This window comes from Bacillus sp. SIMBA_008 (assembly GCF_046535495.1).
GTDB classification, from domain to species: domain Bacteria; phylum Bacillota; class Bacilli; order Bacillales; family Bacillaceae; genus Bacillus; species Bacillus subtilis.
In genome coordinates this window covers 947,588-971,771 of the sequence record NZ_JAWRWL010000001.1, presented here as the reverse complement: position 1 = coordinate 971,771, position 24,184 = coordinate 947,588, and the positions used below count along the sequence as shown (strand labels likewise).

Here is a 24,184-nt window from a genome sequence, read left to right as displayed (position 1 = left end):
TGGCGGGCATATACTATTTTGTCCGTGAAGAAAGGATGTGAAGACAATGTTTGAGTGGAACAAGTACTTTCCTTTCCACAATCAATTTTCTAAAGAAGCATTAAAAAAAGCTGATCCGAAAGAAGTTGAAACGTATGTCAATCGTGTGATGGAAAGTGTGTTCGGCAGTGATTATGCGGCTCAATTTCCTTTCCGCGATCCTCTCCCCCAAAAAGAACAGCCCGCAAAACCTGATGCAAAACCTGATGTCAAACCTGATATTGATATATTCGAAACAGCAGACCATGTGTTTGTAAAGGTGCCAATCAGCGAAGAATGGCTGGAACAAGTGAGAATCAAACACACATCTCACGAATTATGGTTGGAAAACCTCCCAAGAGCAGATCATCCGAAAAAAGTAAACCTTCCTTGTTTAGTCAAACGCAAAGGAACAAAAGCCGTCTATAAGGATGGCCTTCTGGAAGTCATGTTTCAAAAGCAGCAAGACTACAATATGTCCGAGGTAGAAATCATCCGATAAAAAACGGCCTGCAATCGATGCAGGCCGTTTTTTATTAATAGAAGCCGGGATATCCCCCGTATGGCACGCCGGCACCAAAACCGTACGGTCCGCCTCCATATCCATAAGGGCCAGGAGGATAGGCATAGGGACGAGAATAGTTAAACAGCGCACTCCCGAGAAAACCGCCTAATAAACCGCCGACTAGAGGAGCGCCAAACAAAAAAGGACTACGCGCCGGATATCCGGCTGGACCTGGGATTCCGCGTAAATACGAATGATGAGGGTACATGATTTTTTCCTCCTTTATGTCTGCCTATACGTAAAGTATTCAGCAAGGAAGAAAAACGATTGGGCTACGGACTGTCTATGATTGTTACATCACAAGCCCTGCCAATAACACACAGCCGAGCCCTGTAACCGAAAGAATTGTTGTAAGCAGCGTCCAGGTTTGAAATGTTTCTTTCATGCTCAAGCCGAAAAATTCCTTTACCATCCAAAATCCTGCATCATTTACATGACACGCAATGACACTGCCGGCTCCTGTTGCAAGCACCATTAACGCGGGGTTTACACTGCCAGCCTCCATAAGCGGAGCTGCCATTCCCGCTGTGGTAAGCGCAGCCACGGTAGCAGAGCCTAGACACAGACGCAGAACCGCGGCGATGGTCCATGCAACGAATAGCGGCGACATGTTTGTTTGACGGAAAAAATCAGCGACATAATCGCCGACCCCGCCGTCAATCAGCACCTGTTTAAACGCTCCTCCCCCTCCTATGATGAGCAGCATCATCGCAATTTGCGAAATTGATTCTGAAATAGATCTGCTGATTTCCTGCATAGATATTTTACGGGCATATCCCATCGTATAGAGTGCAAGCAACAGCGAAATGAGCATTGCCGTTCCCGGAGTGCCGATAAATTCTATAATGTCTTTTCCTTTTGAATGTTCACTCAATAATAAAGAAAAAACTGTTGCCATTGCCATAAAGATAACCGGGAATAAAGACGTGACAGCACTGATCGCAAAGCCCGGTGTTTCATTCAGCTGAAATTCTTTCCTTGGTCCTAACCCCGATAGGTTTCCATGCTTTTGATACGCACCAGGAAACCGTTTCATCGCAAATTTATTAAATAAAGGCCCGGCAATCACAGTTGTCGGAACAGCGATGATGATTCCAAAAAGCAGCACCTGGCCAATATGGGCACCATATGCAACTGAGATAGCAGTTGGAGCAGGATGCGGGGGCAAAAATCCGTGAGTAACATTTAAGGCGGCGGCCATCGGGATTCCCAGATACAGAAAAGACATTTTTAATTCTTTAGCAATCGCGTAAACAATCGGTATCAACAGAACAAGACCCACTTCAAAAAACAGCGCAATACCGATGATAAAAGAGGCAACCACAACCGCCGCCTGTATTCGTTTCCTCCCGAATTTGCCAATCAGCGTAATGGCAATCCGATAGCCGCCCCCAGCATCTGAGACAAGCCTCCCAAGCATCGCGCCAAGTCCAAACACTAAAGCTAAATGCCCCAGCTGCCCGCCAATTCCAGCCTCAATTGAAAGAACAATTTTATTGATATCCATTCCAAGTCCGATGGCTACTAAAAATGAAACGACAATCAGTGAGACAAAGGTATTTAATTTTACTTTAATAATGAGAAATAACAGAATCAGCACTCCGACAGCTACAATTAAAATCGGCATGGAACCCCCTCCAAAAGTGTTTTATATGATTCTCGCGACATTGTTTCGGCGCTTTTCATGCCTAAATTAATAGAAAACGCTTTTATTTTAAATAACAACGTCTTGGTTATATGATTGTTATCTTTTGATCAACTAATATGTTCATACTAATCTCCTAATCAATGACTGTCAATCGTTTTTATGAGCTTTTCTCGATTATCTACCGCCTAACCTAATGATTCATTAGTTATATGTTGATTAACTTTTGGTTATATGTTATGTTTTTTAAAATTGACAGCCAATCATTATATCTCTCCATTGTCTGAAAGCAAACGAGACAATATGAGAACAGACGGATAACAACTTCACAAGAGGAGGAGTACACATGCCATTATTGCGTTTTGATGTAATTGAAGGCCGTGACGAAAAATCGCTGCAATTGTTATTAGATACTGCTCACCAAGCGATGGTTGAAGCGTTTGGTGTTCCGGAAAGAGACCGTTATCAAATTGTCCATCAGCATCCCGCAAACGAGCTTATAATCCAAGATACGGGATTAGGGTTTCAGAGAACCAAGGATATGGTCATCATTAGCATGACAAGCAAAGCAAGAACCGAAAGCCAAAAGGAAAAATTGTATGCTCTGCTTGCTGAAAGGCTAGAAGAAAAATGCGGAATTTCCCCTGAAGACCTCATGGTATCTATTACTGAGAATGGTGACGCAGACTGGAGTTTTGGTCTCGGTGAGGCGCAATTTTTGAATGGAAAACTATAAGATTTCGTCTCCCCACAAAAAAAAGAAGAGAGAGCTCCAAAGAAGCTCTCTCTTTTTTCATAAATGCGGAAGTCATCAGTATAGAAGCATCCAGCAATACGAAAAACCTGGATTTCCTTTTATATCCGGTTTAAATGCCAATTGGAAGCTGACTGGGTTTTGGCCGAAAATATAAAATTTTGCTGATTTGCATAATAAGATACATCATAATCCCCATTTACAATAGGTTGGATGTTATAGCTTATTGATCATTTCCTATTTTATATATCCCCTTCATATGCACATGACACTTTTGCCAATCCGGAAATGTCAGTCTGACAAATATAAAAAGTCATGTAAACGGGTGTGAACCGTACTTACATGACTCACCATGGAAACAAGAGCGCTTTTTCAGACGCCGCTTTCCTTATTTCTCTTCTTCACACACTGTGTCACCAGGCTCGCAAAATTGATCGGCCCATGCCTGCATCTCTTGAAATACAGCTTGAAGCGCTGTTCCTTTTTCAGTCAGCGTGTAGATGACTTTGACCGGCGTTTCAGGGAGAACCTGCCGTTCGACAATCTCGTTTTGTTCAAGCTCCTTCAAGCGCTCTGCCAACATTTTTTGGCTGATCATCGGTATTGTTTCCGTTATCTCTTTAAACCGTTTCGGCCCATCCATTAGCACATGGATGATCAGACCGTTCCATCGTTTTCCCAGCAATGAGAATGCGGATTCCATTTTAGGGCACATCGTATTTCCCATAAGTCTTCATCCCTTCATCTATTGATTGACATGTATTCAATGATCCATTACAATAATCTTTCAAGTTACATTTAGTAAGCTTCTAACTTTTCTATTATCATACCACGTTTATCCGAAGGAGGAAACACTATGACGAATACTCTGGATGTTTTAAAAGCACGTGCATCTGTAAAGGAATATGATACAAATGCCCCGATCTCTAAGGAGGAGCTGACTGAGCTATTAGACCTTGCCGCTAAAGCGCCTTCCGCTTGGAACCTTCAGCATTGGCATTTTACAGTATTCCACAGCGATGAATCAAAAGCGGAGCTTCTTCCTGTAGCGTATAATCAAAAACAAATCGTTGAGTCTTCTGCTGTTGTTGCCATTTTAGGCGATTTAAAGGCAAATGAAAACGGTGAAGAAGTTTATGCTGAATTAGCAAGCCAAGGCTATATTACGGATGAAATCAAACAAACATTGCTCGGCCAAATCAACGGTGCTTACCAAAGCGAGCAATTCGCACGTGATTCCGCTTTCTTAAATGCTTCTTTAGCTGCTATGCAGCTTATGATTGCCGCAAAAGCAAAAGGTTATGACACTTGCGCAATTGGCGGATTTAACAAAGAGCAGTTCCAAAAGCAATTTGATATCAGTGAGCGCTATGTTCCGGTTATGCTTATTTCAATCGGCAAAGCAGTGAAGCCTGCCCATCAAAGCAACCGCCTGCCACTTTCAAAAGTATCAACTTGGCTGTAAGGATATGAAAAACCTTAGTCCGAAATCCGGACTAAGGTTTTTTTATACAATCGCCTCTTTGTACCATTCACGAGCCTGTTCAGCTTCATGCTGAGTCAGCTGATGGCCCCCGTCCTGCCAGAAAACGGAGGCTGATGCCCCGCTGTCACGTAAATAGCGGTAAAGCTCTTCTGATTCTTCCTTCGTGCAAAGAGGATCGTATTTCCCGGCACCGATAAAAACAGGGAGCCCCGCCATATCAGGCAGCTCGATACCCCGAATCGGAACCATTGGATGATGCAGAATAGCCCCTTTTAACACATCTTTATAATGAAAAAGCAGGCTTGCCGCAATGTTTGCGCCATTTGAATATCCGACTGCAATCACTTTGCCGCGATCAAACTGATGCGTTTCTGCAGCCTCGTCGATAAAATCTTTCAATTCTCTTGTCCGCACCACAAGATCTTTTTCATCAAAAACTCCTTCACTCAGACGTTTGAAAAATCGCGGCATTCCATTTTCAAGCACCGATCCTCTGACACCAAGCAAATGAGCATTAGGGTCTATAAACCGCCCCAATGAAAGCAGATCGTGTTCATTACCGCCCGTGCCATGCAACAGCAAAAGTACGTTGTCAGATGTTCCTTTTTCATAAATATGCTTCATTATAAATTCCCCCTTTTAAAGTTCAGATAAAATGTCTGTAATTTGGTGTCTATGTTTCTCCAGCCATTCAGGCAGTTTTAAGGAAGTCCCTAGCTCAGAAAACGTTTCATCTGTCATAAAGCCCGGTTCATCTGTGGCAATTTCAAATAAGATACCGCCTTTCTCCCTGAAATAAACTGATGTAAAGTATTCCCTGTCGAGAATTTCTGACGAAGGCAGATGGTTTTCAGCAATAATCGGCAGCCATTTCGCCTGTTCGTTTTTCTTTGTCCGAAACGCTATATGGTGTACCGTACCATATCCTCCGACTCCTCTTTTTTCAGGGTGTAAATGGACATCAATGACACCGCCGACGGCCGCTGAGGTTGCCAGTCTGACAATCTGGTCTTCTTCGGCCACTTTGGTGTATCCAAAGCTTTCCGTTAACAATTGTATGGTCGCCTGCGGGTCGTAGGAATATAGCAGCACACCTTTCATTCCCGTAATTGCTTCATTTGTTGTGATCCCGTCAGGCGTCCACTCGCTTTTGCCGCTTTTCGCATCCTCCATGATCGCCAGCGGAAGGTCTTCTGTATCATCAAAAATAAGACCTTTTTCACCAAACAACGTTTTTTCCTTTAGGCTCAGCCCGCTTTTCTCAAGACGCTCCTTCCAAAAAGACAGGGAGCCTGAGGGAACTGAAAAGTACACCCGGCCCGCTTGGCCTTTTCCTACCGTTCCCTGTCCGCTTCCTTGGAACGGAAAAAAGGTCATTATTGTACCGGGATCTCCGTTTTGATTCCCAAAGTAAAAATGATACGTTCCGGGATCATCAAAGTTTACTGTTTTTTTAACAAGCCTGAGCCCAAGCACTTCTGTATAAAATCGCAAGTTTTCTTGCGGATCTCTGGCGAATGCTGTGACATGGTGCAATCCTTCTGTTTTCATTTTCTCACTCCTATTTATCTCGATTTCAAGATATTTATTATTTTAAACCTTTATTGAAAAGGATGCAAACCATGTGTTTTGATTAAATAATTGAAAAAATCATTTTTTTCTAATAATTATCTTGTGATCTTTTCTTACAACTGCTATTATAGTGAGCATTATCATGTTTCAGGAGGAAAGTAAATGGTTAAAAAAGCACTTATTGTTATTCTCATTCTTTTGCCATTCGTTCAGCTCGCGCTTTTGCCGCTTGTGAATCGAATAGAACCGATTATGTTCGGCCTGCCGTTTTTCCACTTTTGGCTGCTGCTGTGGATTATTGTTACGCCGTTATGCTCGTTTGGCATTTATCAGATGCAAAAAAAAGATGGAGGACTTGAATAATGCAAGGGAATCTGACTGCACTTCTCATTACTGCTATTATTGTTTTAACCGTTGTCTGTATCGGCTTTCTCGCCGGAAGAGACAAATCCTCACGCACTTCTGTGGAAGAATGGTCTGTCGGCGGCAGACGCTTCGGCGGTCTTCTCGTCTGGTTTTTAGTAGGCGCTGACCTTTATACGGCCTATACTTTCTTAGGGTTGACCAGTACTGCTTTTACAGGCGGAAGTGTTGCATTTTTCGCCATTCCTTATTCTGTGTTGGCCTACTTTATCGCCTACTTCTTCTTGCCGAAACTTTGGAAAGTTGCGAAAATTCATAAATTAACAACACTCGCGGATTATGCCCGGGAACGTTTTAACAGTAAGCTTTTGGCAAGCCTCGTTGCCATCGTCGGGGTACTCATGCTTATTCCGTACATATGCCTTCAGCTGAGCGGCATTCAAGACACGCTTCAGGTTGCCGGCACTGGATATATTAACGTAAAATTCGTTGTGATCATTTCATTTATTCTTGTTGCTCTTTACACATTCTTCAGCGGGATTAAAGGGCCTACATATACAGCCATCATTAAGGACATTTTAGTATGGGTCATTATGCTGTTTATGGTGGTGTCCCTCCCTCTCATTCATTTTAACGGCTGGACACCGATGATTGACACGTTAGTGAAGGAAGCGCCGCAAATGCTGACGATACCTGCAGAAGGGCCAAAAGGCATCCCTTGGTTTATCACAGCATCTATTGTTTCCGCTCTGGCACTTTTTATGTGGGCACATGCCGCTACAGGTGTTTTCACGGCGAAAAGCGCTGATGCAGTAAGAAAAAACAGCATGTTTTTGCCGCTTTATAATATCGTGTTAATATTGGTTATTTTTCTTGGCTTTATCGCCTTTCTTGTCCTGCCGGAAGATACAAATCCAAGGCTGGCGCTGCTGCATTTGATTCAAACATCTTACGGCGGCGTGGCACAAGGCTTTGCATATGCCACTATCGCTCTTGCTTCATTAATACCTTGTTCCATTATGGCAATCGGCGCATCGAATTTATTCGCCAACAACCTATACCGGGATTTGATTCATCCGAATGTGTCGCAAAGCAAGCTGACCCTCGTCACACGTTCAATGGTCTTTGTTGTCATCGGTCTTGCGCTGCTGTTTGGAATGCTGTTCCCGACTGCCTTAGTGACACTTCAGCTATTAGGTGTATCCGGTATGGTGCAAATCTTCCCTGCGATTGCTGTCAGCCTGTTCTGGAAAAACCAAACGAAAGAAGCAACGGTTATCGGATTATTAGCCGGCCTAGCGGTAACGTTTATTGTGTATATCACTCAATCCGCACATGGCATTTATGAAGGATTCTGGGGATTGGCCGCCAACATGATCGCTGTGGTTATCCTGAATCCGCTGTTCGTTAAAAACGCGGGATCCAATCCTGTCATTGAAGGTTTATTTGGCAAAAAACAAGACGCTAATCCAAATCAAAAGGGCGCATAAAAAAACCATACGCGGCAGCCGCGTATGGTTTTTTTTACATTTCTTTTTTCAGTGTTTCAATTGCCTTTTCCATTTGCGTATCATTATCAGACAGCTTCTTTTGAAGTTCTATCATTAATTTCGTTGTTGTATCGCCAGTCAGTATGCCTGTTTCATTCAGCTTCTCTTTTTTCTGGAACTGTTTGACGACAGATACAAAATCCTGGTCATACGTACTGTTAACCTTTACCTTGTAACCAAGTGCTTTGAGCATTTTCTGAGCCACTTTGACGTTTGTGCCTGTATCACCTGATTTGTACGTTTTATCTGCGTCCAAATACGGCAGCTTCGCGTAATCAGGCAGCTCTGCTTTCACTTGAGGCTTGATGCCTTTTTTGTGAATCCATTCGCCGTCAGCAGTCAGCCATTTGGCAACTGTCAGTTTGACGGTAGAGCCATCATCATATTCTTTTGCCGTTTGTACTGTACCTTTGCCGAATGTCGTCTCGCCGATTAACGGTACGTTTGACGATTCATGAAGGGCAGCGGCCATAATTTCGGCTGCGCTTGCTGTACCGTCATTTACTAAAACGACGGTCGGCTTGGTCACTTTCCGTTCTTTTTCGGCCTTCATGACTTCTTTTGAACCGTTTTTGTATTCAACCTGCATGATGTTTTTCCCTTTATCAATGAACAGGTTGCTCATCGTAATCGCCTGTTCCATTAAGCCGCCCGGGTTGCCTCTCAAGTCTAAAATATAGCCTTTGGCGCCTTTTTTCTCTAAACTGTCAATCGCATCTGTCAGTTCTTTAGCTGTTGTTTCAGAGAAAGAAGTGATTTGAATTTCTCCAATGTTGTTGTCTTTCATCTCTGAATAGACAGTCTCTACAGGAATGGTATCGCGCTTAATGGAAAGATCGATATTCCCCACTCCCGCTCTGTTCAGTTCAAGCTTTACCTTTGTGCCCTTTTTGCCCCGGATTAAAGCGACGGCTTCATTTACATTCATGCCTTTTACGCTTTTTCCATTCACCTTAATGATTTGGTCTCTCGGTTTGATACCGGCTTTTTCAGCAGGTGAACCTTTAATTGGGGATACAATAAGGATTTCTCCATCTTTCTCCTCTACTTGGGCTCCGATTCCTTCAAAAGATGCTGAAATCGTCTCGTCGAATGATTTCGCTTGCTCTTGATCCATATATGTAGAGTACGGATCATCCAGTGATTGAATCATTCCTTTAATTGCTCCGTCTACTAATTTGTCATCATCTGTTTTTTGGTAATAATCACTTTTGATTTGCTCATACGCTTTATTTAATTTGTCGAACTTACTGTCTCCTGTGCTTGCTGATTTTTGGCCCAGGATACTGGAATTGCCCGTAATAAATAAAGTAAGCGCCGAAGCGACAACTGCAGTGATCAGCACAATAAAAAACAGTTTTAATTGCCGTTTCAATTAAACACCACCTTTTTCTTCTTACATTATTATCATGGACGAATTCTTATTCGTCAACTCGGAGCAGAAATGAAAGAGAAACGCCCTTCTTTTGCTTTTCATAAACCTATGTCTTTATACGACATATGATAAGGAAAAAGGAGGATTCGATATTGAGCCGATATTTAGAAATGCTGTCCTTATTCGGTGTCGCAGGGGCGCACCCAGGCGGGCTGGCTTTTTCAAAAGCGGTCTTGCAAAAGGCTGCGCCCTCCCCGGATCAGCCGATTCTTGATGCCGGATGCGGAACAGGGCAAACGGCGGCTTATTTAGGACATTTGCTGTATCCTGTAACAGTCGTTGATAAAGATCCTATTATGCTTGAGAAAGCGAAAAAAAGATTTGCGAATGAAGGGCTTGCCATCCCTGCATATCAGGCGGAGCTGGAACATCTCCCGTTTTCTTCTGAGTCCTTTTCCTGCGTCCTGTCAGAATCGGTCCTCAGTTTTTCACGCCTGACATCCTCTCTTCAAGAAATTTCAAGAGTTTTAAAACCCGGCGGGATGCTGATTGGTATCGAAGCTGCTTTAAAAAAACCGATGCCCCCTGCAGAAAAGAAGCAAATGATGGATTTTTACGGATTTACTTGCTTACATGAAGAAAGCGAATGGCATAAACTCCTAAGATCCTATGGATTTCAAAAAACAGAAGCGATGACACTTCTTCCGGAAGACATGGAATTTGAACCAACCACAGAAATGGATTTATCGCAAACGATTGATCCCATCTATTACGATACGCTTCAAACACATTATCAGCTCATGCAGTTATATAGTGAGTACATGGGTCATTGTATTTTTATCGCGTACAAGTAAAACGGCGTATCGCCCCCTGTTTTCGTCCAACCTTTTTTCCCTATCTATCATATGCTGATAGAAAGTCAGGATAGGAGGGGAACAATATTGGAGAGATATTATCATCTTTGCAAAAACCATCAAGGTAAAGTCGTCAGAATTACAGAGAGAGGCGGGAGAGTTCACGTCGGCAGAATTACCCGTGTAACAAGAGACAGAGTTTTTATAGCTCCGACCGGCGGAGGGCCAAGAGGTTTCGGTTACGGATATTGGGGCGGTTATTGGGGATACGGAGCAGCTTACGGTATTTCCCTCGGTTTAATTACAGGGGTCGCTCTTGCTGGTTTATTCTTCTGGTAAGCATAGAACAAATGCTAGATTCACCAGACACAATGAAGCCCGCTTATCTAGTGTAAGCGGGCTTTTCATTTTAAATTTTCTTCACTTTTTCAAAGTACTCTTCAAGCGTTAAATCATTATCTTGGATGACCTTTGCGGCTTTTTTGCCTACATAGCGCAGATGCCATGGCTCATATTCATATTTCGTGATATCTTCTTTATTTTTCGGATAGCGAATGATAAAGCCATATTTATAAGCATTGTCCTGCACCCATTTCCCGTCTGCCGTGCTTCCGAACGCTTCATTTAGCTCAAAGCCATTGCTCCGGCTCGAAATGTCCATCGCGAGGCCTGTTTGGTGCTCGCTTTCACCCGGGTAAGCAACCGCTTCCTTTGCCTTCTTTTCCCCTTTTAGGCTTACTTCATTGTCAAAAATAACTTTCTGTCTGTCATACGAACGGTACCCTGAGACAGCTGCCAGTTCATAGCCTTCCTTTTTGGCAGCATCGAACATTGTTTTTAATGCGTCGGCCGCTTCTTTTCTGATGTAACGTTTTTGAATCTTTTCTTCAAAAGAAAACTCTACATCTGGTATGACAAGATCGCTAGGTTCATAGTTTCCGGGCAGTGCATATTGTTTATTGACAAGCGCGAGTATATTTTCTGGATTTTGAATGGTTTCCAGACCATCGACTTTTTTAATATCATTGAAATACTGGCTTTCCAATGAAAACTCACTGTTTTGAGTGTTTGATTTTTTGCTGTCAGCTGTTTTTTGTTCTGTTTGCTTTGTTTCTGCTGTGGTTTTCGTATCCTTTTGAGCATCTCCGTTCGACATGCTGCAGCCGGCTCCGACTATTGCCGTTACACTCAGAGCGGCAGCCAGTGAGAACCATTTACCAGACTTTTTCATATTACATTACCTTCCTTTTATCAATCGTTTCCGCATTCATAAAGAAGAGGCTGCCGGCACCCAGCACGCCTCTTGATATATTTTATTGTGATACGGAATGTAAAGCCACTTCTATCATATCATGAAATGTCGTTTGACGCTCTTCCGCTGTCGTTTCTTCTCCTGTTAATACGTGATCACTCACGGTGAGAATTGACAGGGCTTTTCTTCCGTGCTTCGCTGCTAATGTATACAATGCAGTTGTTTCCATTTCAACGCCAAGCACACCGTATTTTGCAAGTTTTTCAATTTGTGAATCGTCGTTGTAGAACTGGTCAGCAGTAAATACGCTTCCTACAGTCACCGGCACACCTTTATCCTTTGCGGCATCATAGGCATTTTTTAAAAGCTCGAAATCTGCGCAAGGCGCAAAATCAATGCTTCCAAAAGCGACTCTGTTCATTTGTGAATCAGTTGAGGAGGTCATCGCCAAAATGACGTCTCGCACTTTGACATCTTTACGAATAGCGCCGCAAGAACCGACTCTTATTAGATTTTGCACATCGTAGCTTTGAATTAATTCATTCACATAAATTGAAATAGACGGAACACCCATTCCCGTGCCTTGTACTGAGATTTTTTTACCTTTATATGTACCCGTAAATCCATACATGCCTCTGACTTCATTGTAGCATTCTACATTTTCAAGATACGTTTCTGCAATAAATTTTGCTCTGAGAGGATCTCCCGGCAAAAGCACTGTATCCGCAATTTGTCCTTTTTCAGCACCTATATGTACACTCATCTCATATCCTCCTGTAAATCAAAATTATCATCCAGCCCGTCCATTTTACAACGAATGTCATGATGAAACAAACTTCAGCATTGATTATAAAGGAATATGTCGAAAAAAGAAATGTTCGAGGATCTGTTAGGCACTTCCTCAGAAAAACGGATAATCGGGGTGTTAATTTGAAAACCTAACCGCAGGAAGGAGGGGTGGGACATGGGTAAAAAACATCGTAACCGGATCACCGGCCAAAAAAAGAACAATCATATACCTGAAAAAGATATCATTGCAGCTGAAGAAGCACACGGGAAAGAATATTCTGCTGCCAAACGCAAGCCTTAAAACTGCAGAAAACTGCGGGTTTCCGCAGTTTTCTTTTCATTATGTCGTTTGTACAATCAGACGATTGATTTTCCTCCAGCCGGCGGGAAGCAGTTGATAATATGTTTTCCCTTTTCTGCCTTCATCAATCAGGATCACGTCCCCTGTGGCCATAAATCTTGCATCATAATCACTCGGAACAGTGTCGAATACATTAAACAAAGAGAATGCTCTTTTCAGCACGTCTTGATGATCGCTCCCGTTCAGTTCAGTTCGATAGACGGCTCTGTAGCCCTTTTTTTCGCCAAACCGGGGTGTCTGAAATATTGTCACGTCATAGGAACAAGACTTCTTTTTAAACACGGATAACATCATCAAGATCCCCTCCCTTTTATTTCTTTAACATATTGGCGTTTTTGCTGTGTTTTCCTCTCTCTATTTTTGTCGAAACCGCTTAATCTTTTCGTCAAAACCTTTTACTAGGAAAAACAGAAGCAAGCCGAGGCTAAAGCCTCCTAACACATCTGTCACAAAATGAACCCCCAGATACACTCTGCTTATGCCGACTAAAACAGCAATTACACCGGCTATGATATATACCATTTTTTTATGCTTGGACAAAAACGGGAGGTGTTTCACTAAAAAGTAAGCAATAACAGGATAGACACAAGCAGCATTCATGGAATGGCCGCTCGGAAAACTGAAGGATGATTCATGAACCAGCGGTGCAAAATCAGGCCTCACTCTTTCGATCCATTCTTTTAAGACTTTGTTTAACAGCCGATCTGTGCCGAATATCAAGAGCATCAACAGACCGTCCCATGTTTTTCTGTAGAAAAACAGGCCTGCTCCAATGATGACAATTAGAGGGAGCAGAAAAGAAGAAGCACCAAGATGCGTGATCCCCGTCATGACTTCATTAAGCCATGGCTGACGGATCAAAACAGCTGCCTTGCTTATTGCTTCATCTGCAGATTGAACAGCATTTGTATGAATGGCCGCAGCTAGAATTAAAAAGAAAAGAAACAAACTAACGGGCTTGTACAATTTTAACCACCTCAATTTTCACAGAAGTCATAGAACATGAATAATAAAACCGGAGCTGACCGCTCCGGTTTTAAGCCTCACTCATCTTCATCCAGCTCTTCATCTATCATACATTTTTCTATCAAATAATCAAAGGTAATATCAGCGATTTCAAACAGCTCATCCTCACTCGGTATGTAGCCCCGTCTTGCAAGCTCTCTGTAAAAAAATTCAGCGATTTCTTCCGTATCAATCACAAGATCTATTTCTTTCATCTCCGTACCGCCTCCTTTTTTATGTTTTATGAAAAAACAGGCTGAATTATACCCGGTGTTCTAAACAATTCTTTCAGTCATATATTGAATAAAAAACGAGCCATGGGAGGCTGACGCTATGATTGCTAAAATGATGGAAGCACTGGACGGAGAAAGATTTGATATCATAATGGAAAAAACGCTCAAAGGAATGACGCGTGTGATGATTTGGGGCTGTCTGCCATATTTTTTATATGTCTTGATCCGTATGTTCACAAACTAACTGAAATGCTCTTTTAAACTTTCCAAAACAAACATCATCATGTCTTTATATTCTTCATCATGAAACATTTCGTACAGAATTTTGTAGTCATTATAAATATCCAGAAGCTCATCAACAATTGACACAGCAAGGATGTGAAGGGTATCTTGATCTTCATCATCGCCTTCAAACTGAAGAAGAGCAGACGATGCGATATCTTCGCCGATCTCATGGCCAGTTTCTCCGACATAATGGACAAACAACAGCTGATGCACAAACTGGTCCATTTCATATTTTCTAAGCACCAGCGTGAGATCCTCTTCCTCCGTTTCAAGCCACTCTCCATCCTTTAAACGGGTCAGCTCATAAATGATATCTTCCCAGCCATCTTCTAAATATCTCCAAATTTCTGTTCTATGGCCGATAATGCGAAAGAGTTCTTTTCCATAATCTTTTACATAAACAACGTCCCCAATAAGGAATTCATACTCAATATCAAGCTTCTCCATGTCGACAATGACACCCTCATAATCTTTATAAAGCTGAATAGATGATTCAAAGTATAAAACTTCGTTATGATTGACTTCATAAAGATAGTGTTTATCAATTTGGTGTACTTTTGTGATGGTGCCGACTGTTCCATACATAATGACGACTACGATATCCCCTACTTGGAATTTCGGTTTATTTTGCTTCATGGTGTCTCCCCCTCGCCGCAACATTTCTCATACGCTATCGTATGCCGGGTGAAGCCAATTCGCATGGGCATGAAAACCAAAGGAAATATCCAATTATGGTATGGGGGACATAAAAAAATCCGCAGTGATCTGCGGATGAAACAGCTATTATCTGCCGTGCACTTCAGACTCGTATTGATCCCAAGCTTCATCAAACGTCGCCATCGTGTGAAGGTAATCAGCATTCAGCTCCAAATATGAACTGATTTCATGATAATCGGTTGATGTTTTTGGAAAGCTGTGATCCTCATACGCCTGATTGGCAAATTCACTGATGCTGTCCTTCGGCTTAGGGTGTCTGTATTTCAATAAATAGTGATAAAAGGATTTCATGGGTTTCCCCTCCTGGTGTCTGTCTTTTGTTGTTCTATTATACAGTTCAAGTGTAAAATTACAACAAAAGAATACTGAAACATGACTCAGGAGAAGTCAAAATAGTTGCGTTTCAAAATTCTTTCTGTCTCCATGAGCTGCTGATATGTCAGGCTTTCAGGCAGTTTTTTTGTTTGAATTAAAAGCAGCTGATCCTCAATCTCCTTAACCGTGTTTTCCTCTTGATAGGTCATACCGCAGGAAGAACATACCATGGCAGGAGTGTCTGTCAGTTCTATAGCCCTCGTTCCATCAGGAAGCTCCCAGTACACCGTGTTCCTGCCGGGCACCGCTTCAAGCTCGCCGCACCATTCGCATGTTTTCATGAAGAATCCCCTCCGCATTCAGTCTCTTTCTGTTTTTTCTGCTGCGCCAAAAATTTCTTTTCTTTGAGCTGATCTCTTTTCTCACGCCGATCTTTTAATGTTTCATGCTCCGGATTTGCGATGTATGCCTCTCTCCTTTTGATTCTGTCTACATTTTCAGGTGTAAACGAAACTTCTTTGTCAGCAAAAATGGCACTCAGCCCGATCGGCTCCTTTTTGTCAGCGGTTTCAGGGAAAACGGACTCAAAATAGGCGTCTGCCTGATTGGGGATATAATTCTCTGGTTCCGGATATGACGTAATCACACCTTCAAAATTTCTTAAGATCACTTTGTCAGGACTTTGTGACAGGACATAGTTTGGCTGCAGGGCGATTTTACCTCCTCCGCCTGGTGCGTCAACGACAAAGGTAGGAACCGCATAGCCTGAGGTATGACCTCTCAGCCCTTCAATGATCTCCAAACCTTTGGAAACAGGAGCTCTGAAATGCCCGATTCCTTCTGACAGATCACATTGGTAAATATAATAAGGACGGACTCTGATTTTTACCAAGTCATGCATGAGCTTTTTCATAATTGGAACCGAATCATTAATACCTGCTAATACGACAGCCTGATTTCCGACCGGCACTCCCGCGTTCACCAGCTTTTCACATGCCTTAACGGATTCTTCTGTCATTTCGATGCTTGTGTTAAAATGGGTGTTCAGCCAGACCGGATGATATTTTTTCAATATCTCGCACAGATGATCGGTAATGCGCTGCGGAAAGACGACGGGCGCTCTTGTTCCGATTCTGATGACTTCCAGATGCGGAATGCTGCGCAGCTCTTTTAAAATATATTCTAAAATTTGGTCGTTGATGAGCAGCCCATCACCGCCTGAAATTAAACAATCACGGATTTCAGGTGTTTCCCGGATATAAGCAATTGCAGCATCAAGCTGTTTTTTAGGGACGCCCATTCCGATTTGTCCGGAAAAGCGCCTTCTTGTGCAGTAGCGGCAGTACATAGAACATTGATTCGTGACAAGAAACAGCACACGGTCGGGATAGCGGTGTGTCAGACCGGGTACCGGTGAATCTTCATCCTCATGAAGCGGGTCTTCCAGATCGTATTTTGTTTTGTGCATTTCTTCAGAAAGCGGCACAGACTGCATGCGTACCGGGCATCTCGGATTGTCGGGGTCCATTAAAGAAGCATAGTAAGGTGTAATATTTAAGGGGATCGTTTTGGTAGAAATTCTGACGCCTTCCTCTTCATCCTCAGTCAGATTGATGACTTTCTTTAAATCATCTAACGTTCTTACAGTATGTGTCAGCTGCCAAAGCCAATCGTTCCATTTCTCTTCCGGAACGTCCTTCCATAACTCGATCTCCTTCCAATGCCGTTTCGGTTTATACCATTTGTTTTTCAAACGAATTCCTCCTCGCGCATATTTTGACTTACAGTTGCTTGCACCAAATATTCATGTTTTCAAGGCCTTCGGCTATAAAGCAATTATTGATCAGCCTTCCGCCATACTGATAACCTGAATGGTACAACACAGCATTCATCCCAAAAGACGAAGCACGGGCGAGAGAAAATACATGAAAGATATCCTTTCCAGCCATTTCTTTTTCTAACGCCTCGATTAAAAAGCTTGTTAACGAATGGCCGCGATATTCCGGCAGCACAGCGCAATCGGTTATTTCTGCATGCCCAAGCTCTGGATTGATTTCTGCGCTTGCTGCGCTGATCAGGCGGTCATGATCAAGCATGATATAATACACCGTATTTGCATTCATCGTCTTTTCAATATAAGCGGGGTCAAATACCGGTGTTGGGTACGTGCGGAATACTTTTTTATACAGCATCGATAGCTGGTACATGTCGTTTGTTTCTGCTTTTCTCATCGTAAAAACGGGTGTACTGTCGTTGCGAAGACGGGGCGCTGTGCGATATATGGCTTCGATGATTTCCTGTTCCTCTGTATAAGAATCTGTTTGTCTCCGGCTTTCTGAAAGGTAACGTACCATGACACAAGCCGAATAGCCGAGATAATAGCCCTTTAGATAACCCTCCGGCGCAAATAATTGTTTGGCAAGGATTGGCTCATCATGCTGCTTCGCATAGACGATGATTTTTTCTGCATTCTCTTCTTTTGCCGCTGCCACGATATCCGGCAGGGCCTTCTCAATAGCTCCGTCATAACGGACCACTCTGATTCGTTTATTAAAGCCGTCATGGTCCAAAACTGCTGTGACACCGCTACTCTTTATTGACTTGAGCATCCGCATCCTCCCCATCTGTATGAAGCCCGCACCAATCCATGACAAAAAGTGCAATAATTTTAGCAGATTCTATCATGGCTTCAACCTCAATGTATTCATTGGCCTGATGAGCCGTTTTTGTTTCCCCCGGCCCGAAAACGATCACTGGTGTATCTCCTGCATGGTACAAAAGCCCTCCATCCGTTCCCCACGGGGAAGCCTCAATAATCGGCTCTGTCTGTTTCATTTTTTGATAGGCTGATTGCAGCACAGAAATTAAAGGGTGATCATCAGGTAAATCATTCGGCAGCCATTGAGCGCCAAACCATTCGACTTGTACGGGATGGCGTTTAAACCATTCGTCATGGTATTCTAAATCCTTCAGCCAGTTTTCCAATTCAAGTTTTACAGCTTCTGGTTTCTCATGGGGAGCAATTCCGCATCTCCCTTCTATAACGACACGGTCTGCAACTGAAGATGGCCAGGCACCGCCCGAGATCGTGCCGATATTCACCGGTACCGGTATTGGGATATTGTCATACAGCGGATCTGAAATTCTCGCATTGCGGACTTTCTCCAGCTCTTGTATCGCTGTGATAACGTGCATGCTTTTTTCAATCGCGCTTACCCCTTCATAGCGTGTGCCCCCATGTGCGGCTAATCCCTTCACAGTGATCCGAAACCACATTGAACCCTGCTGCTTAATAAATAGTTTCATATTCGTCGGTTCAGGAATCAGCGCCCCGTCAGCACGATAGCCTCTCATGATGGCGGACAGTGTACCGGCGCCGCCGCACTCTTCATCTACAACACTCTGAAACAATACATCTCCCTTCAGTTTGACATCGCAGGCGTGCAGGGCTTCTAAAGCAAAAAGAAGGGCTGTATTGCCTCCCTTCATATCCGTTGAGCCGCGGCCGTATATTTTACCGTTTTCTTCGACAGCTTGATACGGTTCATACTTCCAATCCTTTACGCTTCCTTCAGGCACAACATCGATATGGCCGTTCAAAATCAGGGACCTGCCTCCGCCGGCTCCCGTTTTTTTAGCCACGATATTCGGGCTCTCATGAAAATCGGATCGGTTAGATTTAAAGTAGGGATGCTGTTTTAATTGCTTTATGCTTGGCTCCCATACATCAATGTCCATATGAAATTGCCGCAGCTTTTCAAGCACAACAGCTTGGGCGTTAAACTCTGACCCCAATGTGCTTTTTTCCCCAATCAGCCTTTTGAGAAGACGAATGGCTTTGGCCGAATGCTGATCAAGCCACTCGATTACTTTTCTTTCAATGTCTTGCATCCTCATTCCCCCTCTTAAGAAAAAGGCATATCTATTTTGATTTCAGCTTCTGTCAGCCTCGTCACCTCATCTATTGTCGAGCCATTCATCAGCTCTTTTAAAATGAAGTGATGGCTATCGACCTCAAGAACCGCTTTTTCGGTAATAATCAAATCTACACAGCCTGCAGCAGTTAATGGCAGCGTACATCTTTCTGTTAATTTAGGCCTTCCCTTTTGATCTGTATGACTCATGACGACAACCACTTTTTTCGCTTTTTGGGCAAGCTCCATCGCCCCGCCCATACCAGGCACCTTTTTTCCCGGAACAAGCCAATTTGCCAAATCTCCTGATTGGCTCACCTGCAGGGCGCCTAAAATCGTAATGTCAATTTTGCCTTTTCTGATCATCGCAAAAGACATGGTTGTATCAAAATAAGACGCCCCTTTTACAGCGCGGACAGGATATCCCGCGGCGTTGCATAAATGCGCATCCTCTTCTCCCTTTTCGGGACTTTCTCCAATGCCAAGGACACCGTTTTCCGCTTGAAACATGACCTGCATGTCAGGCTTCAAAAAGTTCGGTACCAAGGATGGGATACCGATACCGAGATTCACAATCATGCCCTGCTTAATTTCAGTAGCAGCGCGTTTTGCAATCTGTTCTCTTTCTGCTACTCCCAAGCCCATTTCCACTTCACTCCCTCGCTTCGTACAACCCCCTCAACAAAAACCCCCGGTGTGACAATCATTTCTTCAGAAATCTCACCTTTCGGAACGATACGCTCAGCTTCGGCAAAGGTTCTCCTGGCGGCCATTGCCATAAGCGGGTTCATATTGCGCGCGGTTTTGTCATACGTTAGATTGCCGAATTCATCTGCAATGTAAGCATTGATGAAAGCAAAATCAGCCGTCAGCGCCTCTTCAATCAAGTATCGTTTTCCCGCCACTGTTACGATGTTCTTTTTTTCGCAAACCATTTGATTATCAATGCCCACGTCGGTTAAAATACCGCCAAGCCCCGCTCCGCCGGCGCGAATCCGTTCCGCAAGCGTTCCCTGAGGTGAAAATTGAACCTCTAACGTCCCCTCTGTCATCTGTTTTCCGGCTACAGGATTGGAACCGATATGCGAGGCGATCAGGGTTTTGACCCGTTGATTAACAATAAGCGGGCCGATCCCGATATCCGGGAAACCGGCGTCATTGCAAATCACAGTTAAATCCGTTACACCGCTGTCCAATATCGCTTCAATCAATGAAGGAGGCGACCCGACTCCCCCAAAACCGCCAAACATCAGAACCGATCCATCCCGAACATCTGCAATTGCTGTGTCAATGCTGATTGCTTTTTGAAATGGCGCCATTTAATGTCAATCCTTTTTTAAGTTTTTTTCGACCGCTGCAACTGTTTCTGAAAAAATAGAGATAAGCTCTTCCATTTCACCGTCTGAAATGTTAAAAGGAGGAGCAATAATGACAGCATCTCCTTCTCCACTGTCTATTCCAGCTTTGGAAGGATAAACAATCAGCCCGCGTTTTTTCGCCTCGCTGACAATAAGCTGGGTTACCGCCTGCTCTGGCGGAAACACTTTCTTCGTTTTTTGGTCTGCCACAAATTCAATGCCTAATAGCAGTCCTTTTCCGCGCACATCACCTATAATGCCGCTTTGAGATGCCGCCTCATCAAGCTTCTTCTTCAGCACAGCGCCCTTTTTTTCTGATTGTTTGATCAAGCCGTGCTTTAACACATATCGCAAAACTTCAAGAGCAGCTTTGGCTGAATAGGGATGTGCACTATATGTGTGACCGCTCATAATCACACCTGACCCTTGTTTTATCGTTTCAATAATAGAATCAGATACGACGGCAGCAGCAATAGGCGCATACCCCGCACCGAGTCCCTTCCCCAGTACAGCAATATCAGGTACGGTATCCCAATGCTCTGTCGCGAGCATCCTTCCTGTTCTCCCAAGCCCCGTCATCACTTCATCTGCAATAAAAAGCACATCGTGTGTGCGGCATACCTCACTTAATCTCTCATAATATCCCGGAGGCGGAGTAATCGCTGCACCTGCAGCACCAATAATAGGCTCAGCCACAAAGCCGGCGATGAATTGGCTTCCGATTCTTTTGATCATGGTGTCCAGTTCATCAGCTGCAGTCTGAACAAAGTCTTCTTCCGTCTCGTGATTCAGCCGATAAATATGTGGAGCTGAGATAGCTGGATACCGCTCAATGAGATGGGTGAACCGGTATCTCCTTTCATAAAAACCAGACAATGAAAGCGCTCCCAAAGTTATTCCGTGGTAACTGCTCCATCGAGACAAAAAGATGGATTTTTGTGTTTGCTTTTTTTCCTGCCAATACTGAATGGTGATTTTCATAGCTGTTTCTATTGCTTCTGAGCCGCTGTTGACAAAAAAAGACCAATTCACATCTCCGGGCAGCTCCTGTGCCAAGAGAGCGGCTAATTGCTCGGCGGGCTCACTCGTAAACTGTGAGCGGTAAGCAAAAGACACCTGATCAAGCTGTTCTTTCAGCTTCTCAGTCACATCACGAACTCCGTGGCCGATATTACATGTCACCGCACCTGACGAGCCGTCGAGATATTTTTTTCCGGTCTGATCATAAACATATGAACCCTTCGCATAACTGACAACCGGATAGGCCGAGCTAAGCTCTGGCTTAATCAAATAACTGCTCATGCTCCCACCTCAAAACCCCTTTTACCATATTGTATGAGTGTCCAAATGGCGGCATGACGTTCCCCGCAAAAACTTTTTCACATAAAAAGAGCCTTCCTAATAGGGAAGGCTCTTTTGGAATTTCAGCATCTAGCAAATAAAAGCGGCTCCAACAATAATTAATAAAATGAACAAGACAACAATTAACACAAATGTATTTGTCCCGCAGCCAAATCCGTAACCGTACCCAGAGTATCCATACATGCTGTTTTCATCCTTTCTTATCACGATATACGGCATTTTATGCGGGCCAAGTCCCAAATGGTTTGTGCAAACGCCTATTTCATGTAAGGAAATAATGAAATACAGTATGCACCCGCTCATATTTTTTAAACGTCAGCTTTTCGTAAAACTGAGTTGCACCGTCAGTGCTTGCAGCCACTAAGTAGGCTGCTTCCATTCCTAGTGATTTGGCGATGGACAGCATTTCTTTCACTAAGATACTGCCGTAGCCCTTCCTTTGAAACTGATCTAAAATTGCCACTTCTTCGATTTTAGCCGTTTTCTCTTGATGATCGATAAACAGCTCGCCGCACCCAATGGGAACTTTCTGTGCCTGGTCGCTGTAACAAACAACAAGAATGATTATACCTGCTTCATAGAAAGGATATTTTCTTTTTAATTTTTGTTCAGCGATTGCTTCTCCAATATAAATGGAATCGTAAATTTTCATAATAGAAGATCCGTCGCTAAGACTTTTCGCCGTCCCCCATGCGGTTAAAGGATGTCCCATCTGCCCCTTCCAGTCACTAAGCTTCATGTCATATAGTAGCTCATCCTCGACGACAAAACCGCTTTTTACAAGCGACTGCTTCAAACCGAGCGGAAAAACATGCTGCGGCGACGCTTTTAAATGGAGATAATTCGCATCAAGCAGCTTTGGTACGGAGGGTAAAAAGTTAAGTAACCGCTCCAATGGAAACGTATCATGGAGCTGAACAAAGTTATGAGAAAAAATTTGCGGAAGCTGCGGATCTCTGTATACGCTGTAATGATCAAACGATGCCGATTCAGACGTTAACAATATATATTGATGTTCCGTTTTTGAATAATGTCCTGTCATGAACGTCTCCTTTTTATGACCTATACCTTTACTCTGTTGCAATATTCAATTTCTTTATAATCTCATCGTACACCGGATAAAACGGCTTTCCAATTGGAAATTGCTGAATATTTCGGAAAGAAGCGGAGATTGGCTTCTGATGTAAAAAAAATTTCCTTGTTACTTGTTCACTAATCGGGTGAAAGACGCCGTTTAGAAACAAAAACGGCTCGCGTTCGATGAAAAACACCCGTCGGCCAGGCGGATTTTTGATCAATTCAGATCGTTTCCACGTAATCGGCGGTCCTTCCGGAAGCATCTCCATCTCTTCTTTTCCAATTGTCACTATGTCTTTTCTTTGAAATTGATAAAATTGAAACGCATACTGGTCCACAATTCGCCTTTTTTTTCCGGCTTCGATATAAAATATTGCAGGATGGTCAGCTTCCTTTACTAAAATATAATTCGGAATGTTTAAAATTTTGCCAATCCTATATTGGAATAAATATGGGTCTGGAACAGCGACAGTCCGATTTAGATACAAAAAACCCCACTTTTCTCCAACAGGATGCCTTACACCCTGATCAAAAAAATACACATTTTGATCTGAACCTTTTACAAAAGAGCCGTCAATCAAATCGGCGGGCAGAAACCGATATGCATTTTGAAATGAATCTGGGGTTTTATAGGTTGTGTCTAATACTTCATTTATCGGCAGAAATGGGGTAAAGTTGTTGAGTCTCGCCCAAAAAATTGCGTCTCCATGATTCCAATGCTTCATATCATCATCCCAGTAGCCTCCAAATTTATGGTGGATGAGATTAAGTAACGAACGGCGATGCATAACGGAGCAATGATCAACTTGAAAAGCGGCCTGATCAAGCACTGCATTGGCATTTCTGTAGAAATGTGAGATTTCCTCTCCCCTTTCGTTTACATGTACAACTTTTTGTTTTGAATAGACCGCCTGCGCTTCAGGTTTATGTGAAAACTCTTGCACCATACGGCTCAGCCGCTCAGGATGATAAACAGTGTCGTCAGTAAGATAGGAAATGTAATCGCCGTCTGCAAATGGGAGCGCACTGTTAATTAATGTGGCATAACGGGCTGTTTTTAATCGATCTGCAGGATGCACGAAACTGTTATGATATTGAATGCGCCGGTCATGGAGATACTTGTGAATCACCGCAGTTGTTTCTGCATTCGAATGATCATCCATGATAAAAAGCTCCCAAAGATCATGCGTTTGCTGTATCACGCTTTCGATCGCTTTTTGCAAATAATCGGGTTTGTTGTAACTTGTTAAAATAATAGACACTTTCTCTCCCATCTATACCGCCTCCCGCCGTCAAACATAAAAACGGCTCCGCAGCAAGCAGAGCCTCTGTCA

The 24,184-nt window shown here is 43.3% G+C and carries 33 protein-coding genes; 9 read left to right on the top strand and 24 right to left on the bottom strand.

Translation table 11 applies throughout. The features are described 5' to 3' along the window. Positions 1-46 precede the first annotated feature (46 nt). The gene (locus SB658_RS05395) at positions 47-520 is read left to right on the top strand and encodes an Hsp20/alpha crystallin family protein (protein ID WP_144500737.1); all 474 of its coding nucleotides are present in this window, start codon (positions 47-49) and stop codon (positions 518-520) included. 34 nt (positions 521-554) lie between these two features. On the opposite strand, the gene SB658_RS05390 is transcribed toward SB658_RS05395, so the two are convergent. Further along, on the bottom strand, positions 555-791 hold the full coding sequence (locus tag SB658_RS05390; protein ID WP_004399366.1) for a hypothetical protein: 237 nt from the start codon (positions 789-791) through the stop codon (positions 555-557). 84 nt (positions 792-875) lie between these two features. Then, complete coding sequence (locus tag SB658_RS05385; protein ID WP_144500736.1) at positions 876-2,210, bottom strand: gluconate:H+ symporter; 1,335 nt, start codon at positions 2,208-2,210, stop codon at positions 876-878. Between the two features lie 364 nt (positions 2,211-2,574). Here SB658_RS05385 and SB658_RS05380 point away from each other — a divergent pair, with 364 nt between their 5' ends. Continuing rightward, complete coding sequence (locus SB658_RS05380; protein ID WP_021481482.1) at positions 2,575-2,964, top strand: tautomerase family protein; 390 nt, start codon at positions 2,575-2,577, stop codon at positions 2,962-2,964. A gap of 406 nt (positions 2,965-3,370) precedes the next feature. Here the strand turns inward: SB658_RS05380 and yodB are convergent, their stop codons facing one another. Next, positions 3,371-3,709 (bottom strand): transcriptional regulator YodB, encoded by a 339-nt coding sequence (gene yodB, locus SB658_RS05375; RefSeq protein WP_004399427.1) that lies wholly within the window; start codon positions 3,707-3,709, stop codon positions 3,371-3,373. 129 nt (positions 3,710-3,838) lie between these two features. On the opposite strand from yodB, the gene SB658_RS05370 reads away from it, so the two are divergent. Next, on the top strand, positions 3,839-4,447 hold the full coding sequence (locus SB658_RS05370) for a nitroreductase family protein (RefSeq protein WP_014477092.1): 609 nt from the start codon (positions 3,839-3,841) through the stop codon (positions 4,445-4,447). 42 nt (positions 4,448-4,489) lie between these two features. On the opposite strand, the gene SB658_RS05365 is transcribed toward SB658_RS05370, so the two are convergent. Both SB658_RS05365 and SB658_RS05360 read right to left on the bottom strand, forming a co-directional pair. Then, the gene (locus SB658_RS05365; RefSeq protein ID WP_014480039.1) at positions 4,490-5,092 is read right to left on the bottom strand and encodes an alpha/beta hydrolase; all 603 of its coding nucleotides are present in this window, start codon (positions 5,090-5,092) and stop codon (positions 4,490-4,492) included. A gap of 15 nt (positions 5,093-5,107) precedes the next feature. Then, positions 5,108-6,019, bottom strand: a complete 912-nt coding sequence (locus tag SB658_RS05360) for a ring-cleaving dioxygenase (RefSeq protein WP_129092470.1) — start codon at positions 6,017-6,019, stop codon at positions 5,108-5,110. Between the two features lie 183 nt (positions 6,020-6,202). On the opposite strand from SB658_RS05360, the gene SB658_RS05355 reads away from it, so the two are divergent. Next, entirely contained in the window at positions 6,203-6,403 is a 201-nt protein-coding gene (locus SB658_RS05355; RefSeq protein ID WP_003231189.1) for a DUF3311 domain-containing protein, read from the top strand. Continuing rightward, complete coding sequence (locus tag SB658_RS05350) at positions 6,403-7,893, top strand: sodium:solute symporter family protein (RefSeq protein WP_015714110.1); 1,491 nt, start codon at positions 6,403-6,405, stop codon at positions 7,891-7,893. The genes SB658_RS05355 and SB658_RS05350 overlap by 1 nt, the downstream gene beginning before the upstream one ends. 34 nt (positions 7,894-7,927) lie before the next feature. Here the strand turns inward: SB658_RS05350 and ctpA are convergent, their stop codons facing one another. Next, positions 7,928-9,328 (bottom strand): carboxy-terminal processing protease CtpA, encoded by a 1,401-nt coding sequence (gene ctpA / locus SB658_RS05345; RefSeq protein WP_043940138.1) that lies wholly within the window; start codon positions 9,326-9,328, stop codon positions 7,928-7,930. A 152-nt stretch (positions 9,329-9,480) separates the two neighbouring features. Between ctpA and SB658_RS05340 the strand changes: the two genes are divergently transcribed. After that, positions 9,481-10,182 (top strand): class I SAM-dependent methyltransferase, encoded by a 702-nt coding sequence (locus SB658_RS05340; protein ID WP_015714112.1) that lies wholly within the window; start codon positions 9,481-9,483, stop codon positions 10,180-10,182. Positions 10,183-10,269: 87 nt separating this feature from the next. Continuing rightward, positions 10,270-10,521, top strand: a complete 252-nt coding sequence (locus SB658_RS05335) for a hypothetical protein (protein ID WP_014477099.1) — start codon at positions 10,270-10,272, stop codon at positions 10,519-10,521. 70 nt (positions 10,522-10,591) lie between these two features. On the opposite strand, the gene ldcB is transcribed toward SB658_RS05335, so the two are convergent. After that, positions 10,592-11,413 carry an LD-carboxypeptidase LdcB gene (ldcB, locus tag SB658_RS05330; RefSeq protein ID WP_014480046.1) on the bottom strand — a complete coding sequence of 274 codons (822 nt, stop codon included), beginning with the start codon at positions 11,411-11,413 and terminating at the stop codon, positions 10,592-10,594. Positions 11,414-11,495: 82 nt separating this feature from the next. After that, entirely contained in the window at positions 11,496-12,197 is a 702-nt protein-coding gene (gene deoD / locus SB658_RS05325; RefSeq protein ID WP_003241589.1) for a purine-nucleoside phosphorylase, read from the bottom strand. A 201-nt stretch (positions 12,198-12,398) separates the two neighbouring features. Between deoD and SB658_RS05320 the strand changes: the two genes are divergently transcribed. Further along, positions 12,399-12,524 carry a hypothetical protein gene (locus SB658_RS05320; RefSeq protein ID WP_003231174.1) on the top strand — a complete coding sequence of 42 codons (126 nt, stop codon included), beginning with the start codon at positions 12,399-12,401 and terminating at the stop codon, positions 12,522-12,524. Between the two features lie 39 nt (positions 12,525-12,563). Here the strand turns inward: SB658_RS05320 and yodL are convergent, their stop codons facing one another. The 3 genes from yodL to SB658_RS05305 form a co-directional block, all read right to left on the bottom strand. Continuing rightward, positions 12,564-12,878 (bottom strand): shape determination protein YodL, encoded by a 315-nt coding sequence (yodL, locus tag SB658_RS05315; RefSeq protein ID WP_004399431.1) that lies wholly within the window; start codon positions 12,876-12,878, stop codon positions 12,564-12,566. 60 nt (positions 12,879-12,938) lie between these two features. Next, complete coding sequence (pgpB, locus tag SB658_RS05310; RefSeq protein ID WP_024572726.1) at positions 12,939-13,550, bottom strand: phosphatidylglycerophosphatase PgpB; 612 nt, start codon at positions 13,548-13,550, stop codon at positions 12,939-12,941. A 77-nt stretch (positions 13,551-13,627) separates the two neighbouring features. Then, positions 13,628-13,804: a YozD family protein gene (locus SB658_RS05305; RefSeq protein WP_003231166.1), complete on the bottom strand. Its 177-nt coding sequence runs from the start codon at positions 13,802-13,804 to the stop codon at positions 13,628-13,630. A gap of 118 nt (positions 13,805-13,922) precedes the next feature. On the opposite strand from SB658_RS05305, the gene SB658_RS05300 reads away from it, so the two are divergent. Then, on the top strand, positions 13,923-14,066 hold the full coding sequence (locus tag SB658_RS05300; RefSeq protein ID WP_003231164.1) for a hypothetical protein: 144 nt from the start codon (positions 13,923-13,925) through the stop codon (positions 14,064-14,066). Here SB658_RS05300 and SB658_RS05295 read toward each other — a convergent pair. From SB658_RS05295 to cgeD, 13 genes are all read right to left on the bottom strand, one after another. Then, positions 14,063-14,743, bottom strand: coding sequence for a hypothetical protein (locus SB658_RS05295; RefSeq protein ID WP_014480050.1), 681 nt, complete (start codon positions 14,741-14,743; stop codon positions 14,063-14,065). The two genes, SB658_RS05300 and SB658_RS05295, sit on opposite strands and share 4 nt — an antisense overlap. Positions 14,744-14,890: 147 nt before the next feature. Beyond that, a complete protein-coding gene (locus SB658_RS05290) occupies positions 14,891-15,115 on the bottom strand; it encodes a YozE family protein (RefSeq protein ID WP_003231160.1) in 225 nt (74 codons plus the stop codon). Positions 15,116-15,201: 86 nt separating this feature from the next. Next, a complete protein-coding gene (locus SB658_RS05285; protein ID WP_004399539.1) occupies positions 15,202-15,480 on the bottom strand; it encodes a YokU family protein in 279 nt (92 codons plus the stop codon). Then, on the bottom strand, positions 15,477-16,892 hold the full coding sequence (gene kamA, locus SB658_RS05280; RefSeq protein ID WP_129092471.1) for a lysine 2,3-aminomutase: 1,416 nt from the start codon (positions 16,890-16,892) through the stop codon (positions 15,477-15,479). The genes SB658_RS05285 and kamA overlap by 4 nt, the downstream gene beginning before the upstream one ends. Before the next feature lie 28 nt (positions 16,893-16,920). Then, complete coding sequence (gene ablB, locus SB658_RS05275; RefSeq protein WP_086343949.1) at positions 16,921-17,748, bottom strand: putative beta-lysine N-acetyltransferase; 828 nt, start codon at positions 17,746-17,748, stop codon at positions 16,921-16,923. Further along, positions 17,726-19,036 (bottom strand): peptidase, encoded by a 1,311-nt coding sequence (locus SB658_RS05270; RefSeq protein ID WP_144500735.1) that lies wholly within the window; start codon positions 19,034-19,036, stop codon positions 17,726-17,728. The genes ablB and SB658_RS05270 overlap by 23 nt, the downstream gene beginning before the upstream one ends. 8 nt (positions 19,037-19,044) lie before the next feature. Continuing rightward, complete coding sequence (locus SB658_RS05265; RefSeq protein WP_004399417.1) at positions 19,045-19,698, bottom strand: 3-oxoacid CoA-transferase subunit B; 654 nt, start codon at positions 19,696-19,698, stop codon at positions 19,045-19,047. Continuing rightward, positions 19,683-20,372, bottom strand: coding sequence for a CoA transferase subunit A (locus SB658_RS05260; protein WP_088326305.1), 690 nt, complete (start codon positions 20,370-20,372; stop codon positions 19,683-19,685). The genes SB658_RS05265 and SB658_RS05260 overlap by 16 nt, the downstream gene beginning before the upstream one ends. A 6-nt stretch (positions 20,373-20,378) precedes the next feature. Then, positions 20,379-21,713, bottom strand: coding sequence for an aspartate aminotransferase family protein (locus tag SB658_RS05255; protein ID WP_144500734.1), 1,335 nt, complete (start codon positions 21,711-21,713; stop codon positions 20,379-20,381). After that, positions 21,694-21,849 carry a hypothetical protein gene (locus SB658_RS05250; protein WP_015714119.1) on the bottom strand — a complete coding sequence of 52 codons (156 nt, stop codon included), beginning with the start codon at positions 21,847-21,849 and terminating at the stop codon, positions 21,694-21,696. The genes SB658_RS05255 and SB658_RS05250 overlap by 20 nt, the downstream gene beginning before the upstream one ends. Beyond that, positions 21,843-21,992, bottom strand: coding sequence for a YjcZ family sporulation protein (locus SB658_RS05245; RefSeq protein WP_015251877.1), 150 nt, complete (start codon positions 21,990-21,992; stop codon positions 21,843-21,845). Before SB658_RS05245 ends, SB658_RS05250 begins: the two co-directional genes overlap by 7 nt. Positions 21,993-22,035: 43 nt before the next feature. Next, positions 22,036-22,815, bottom strand: a complete 780-nt coding sequence (gene cgeE / locus SB658_RS05240; protein WP_015383898.1) for a spore maturation N-acetyltransferase CgeE — start codon at positions 22,813-22,815, stop codon at positions 22,036-22,038. Positions 22,816-22,843: 28 nt separating this feature from the next. After that, entirely contained in the window at positions 22,844-24,124 is a 1,281-nt protein-coding gene (gene cgeD, locus SB658_RS05235; RefSeq protein ID WP_015714121.1) for a spore maturation glycosyltransferase CgeD, read from the bottom strand. Positions 24,125-24,184: the final 60 nt, after the last annotated feature.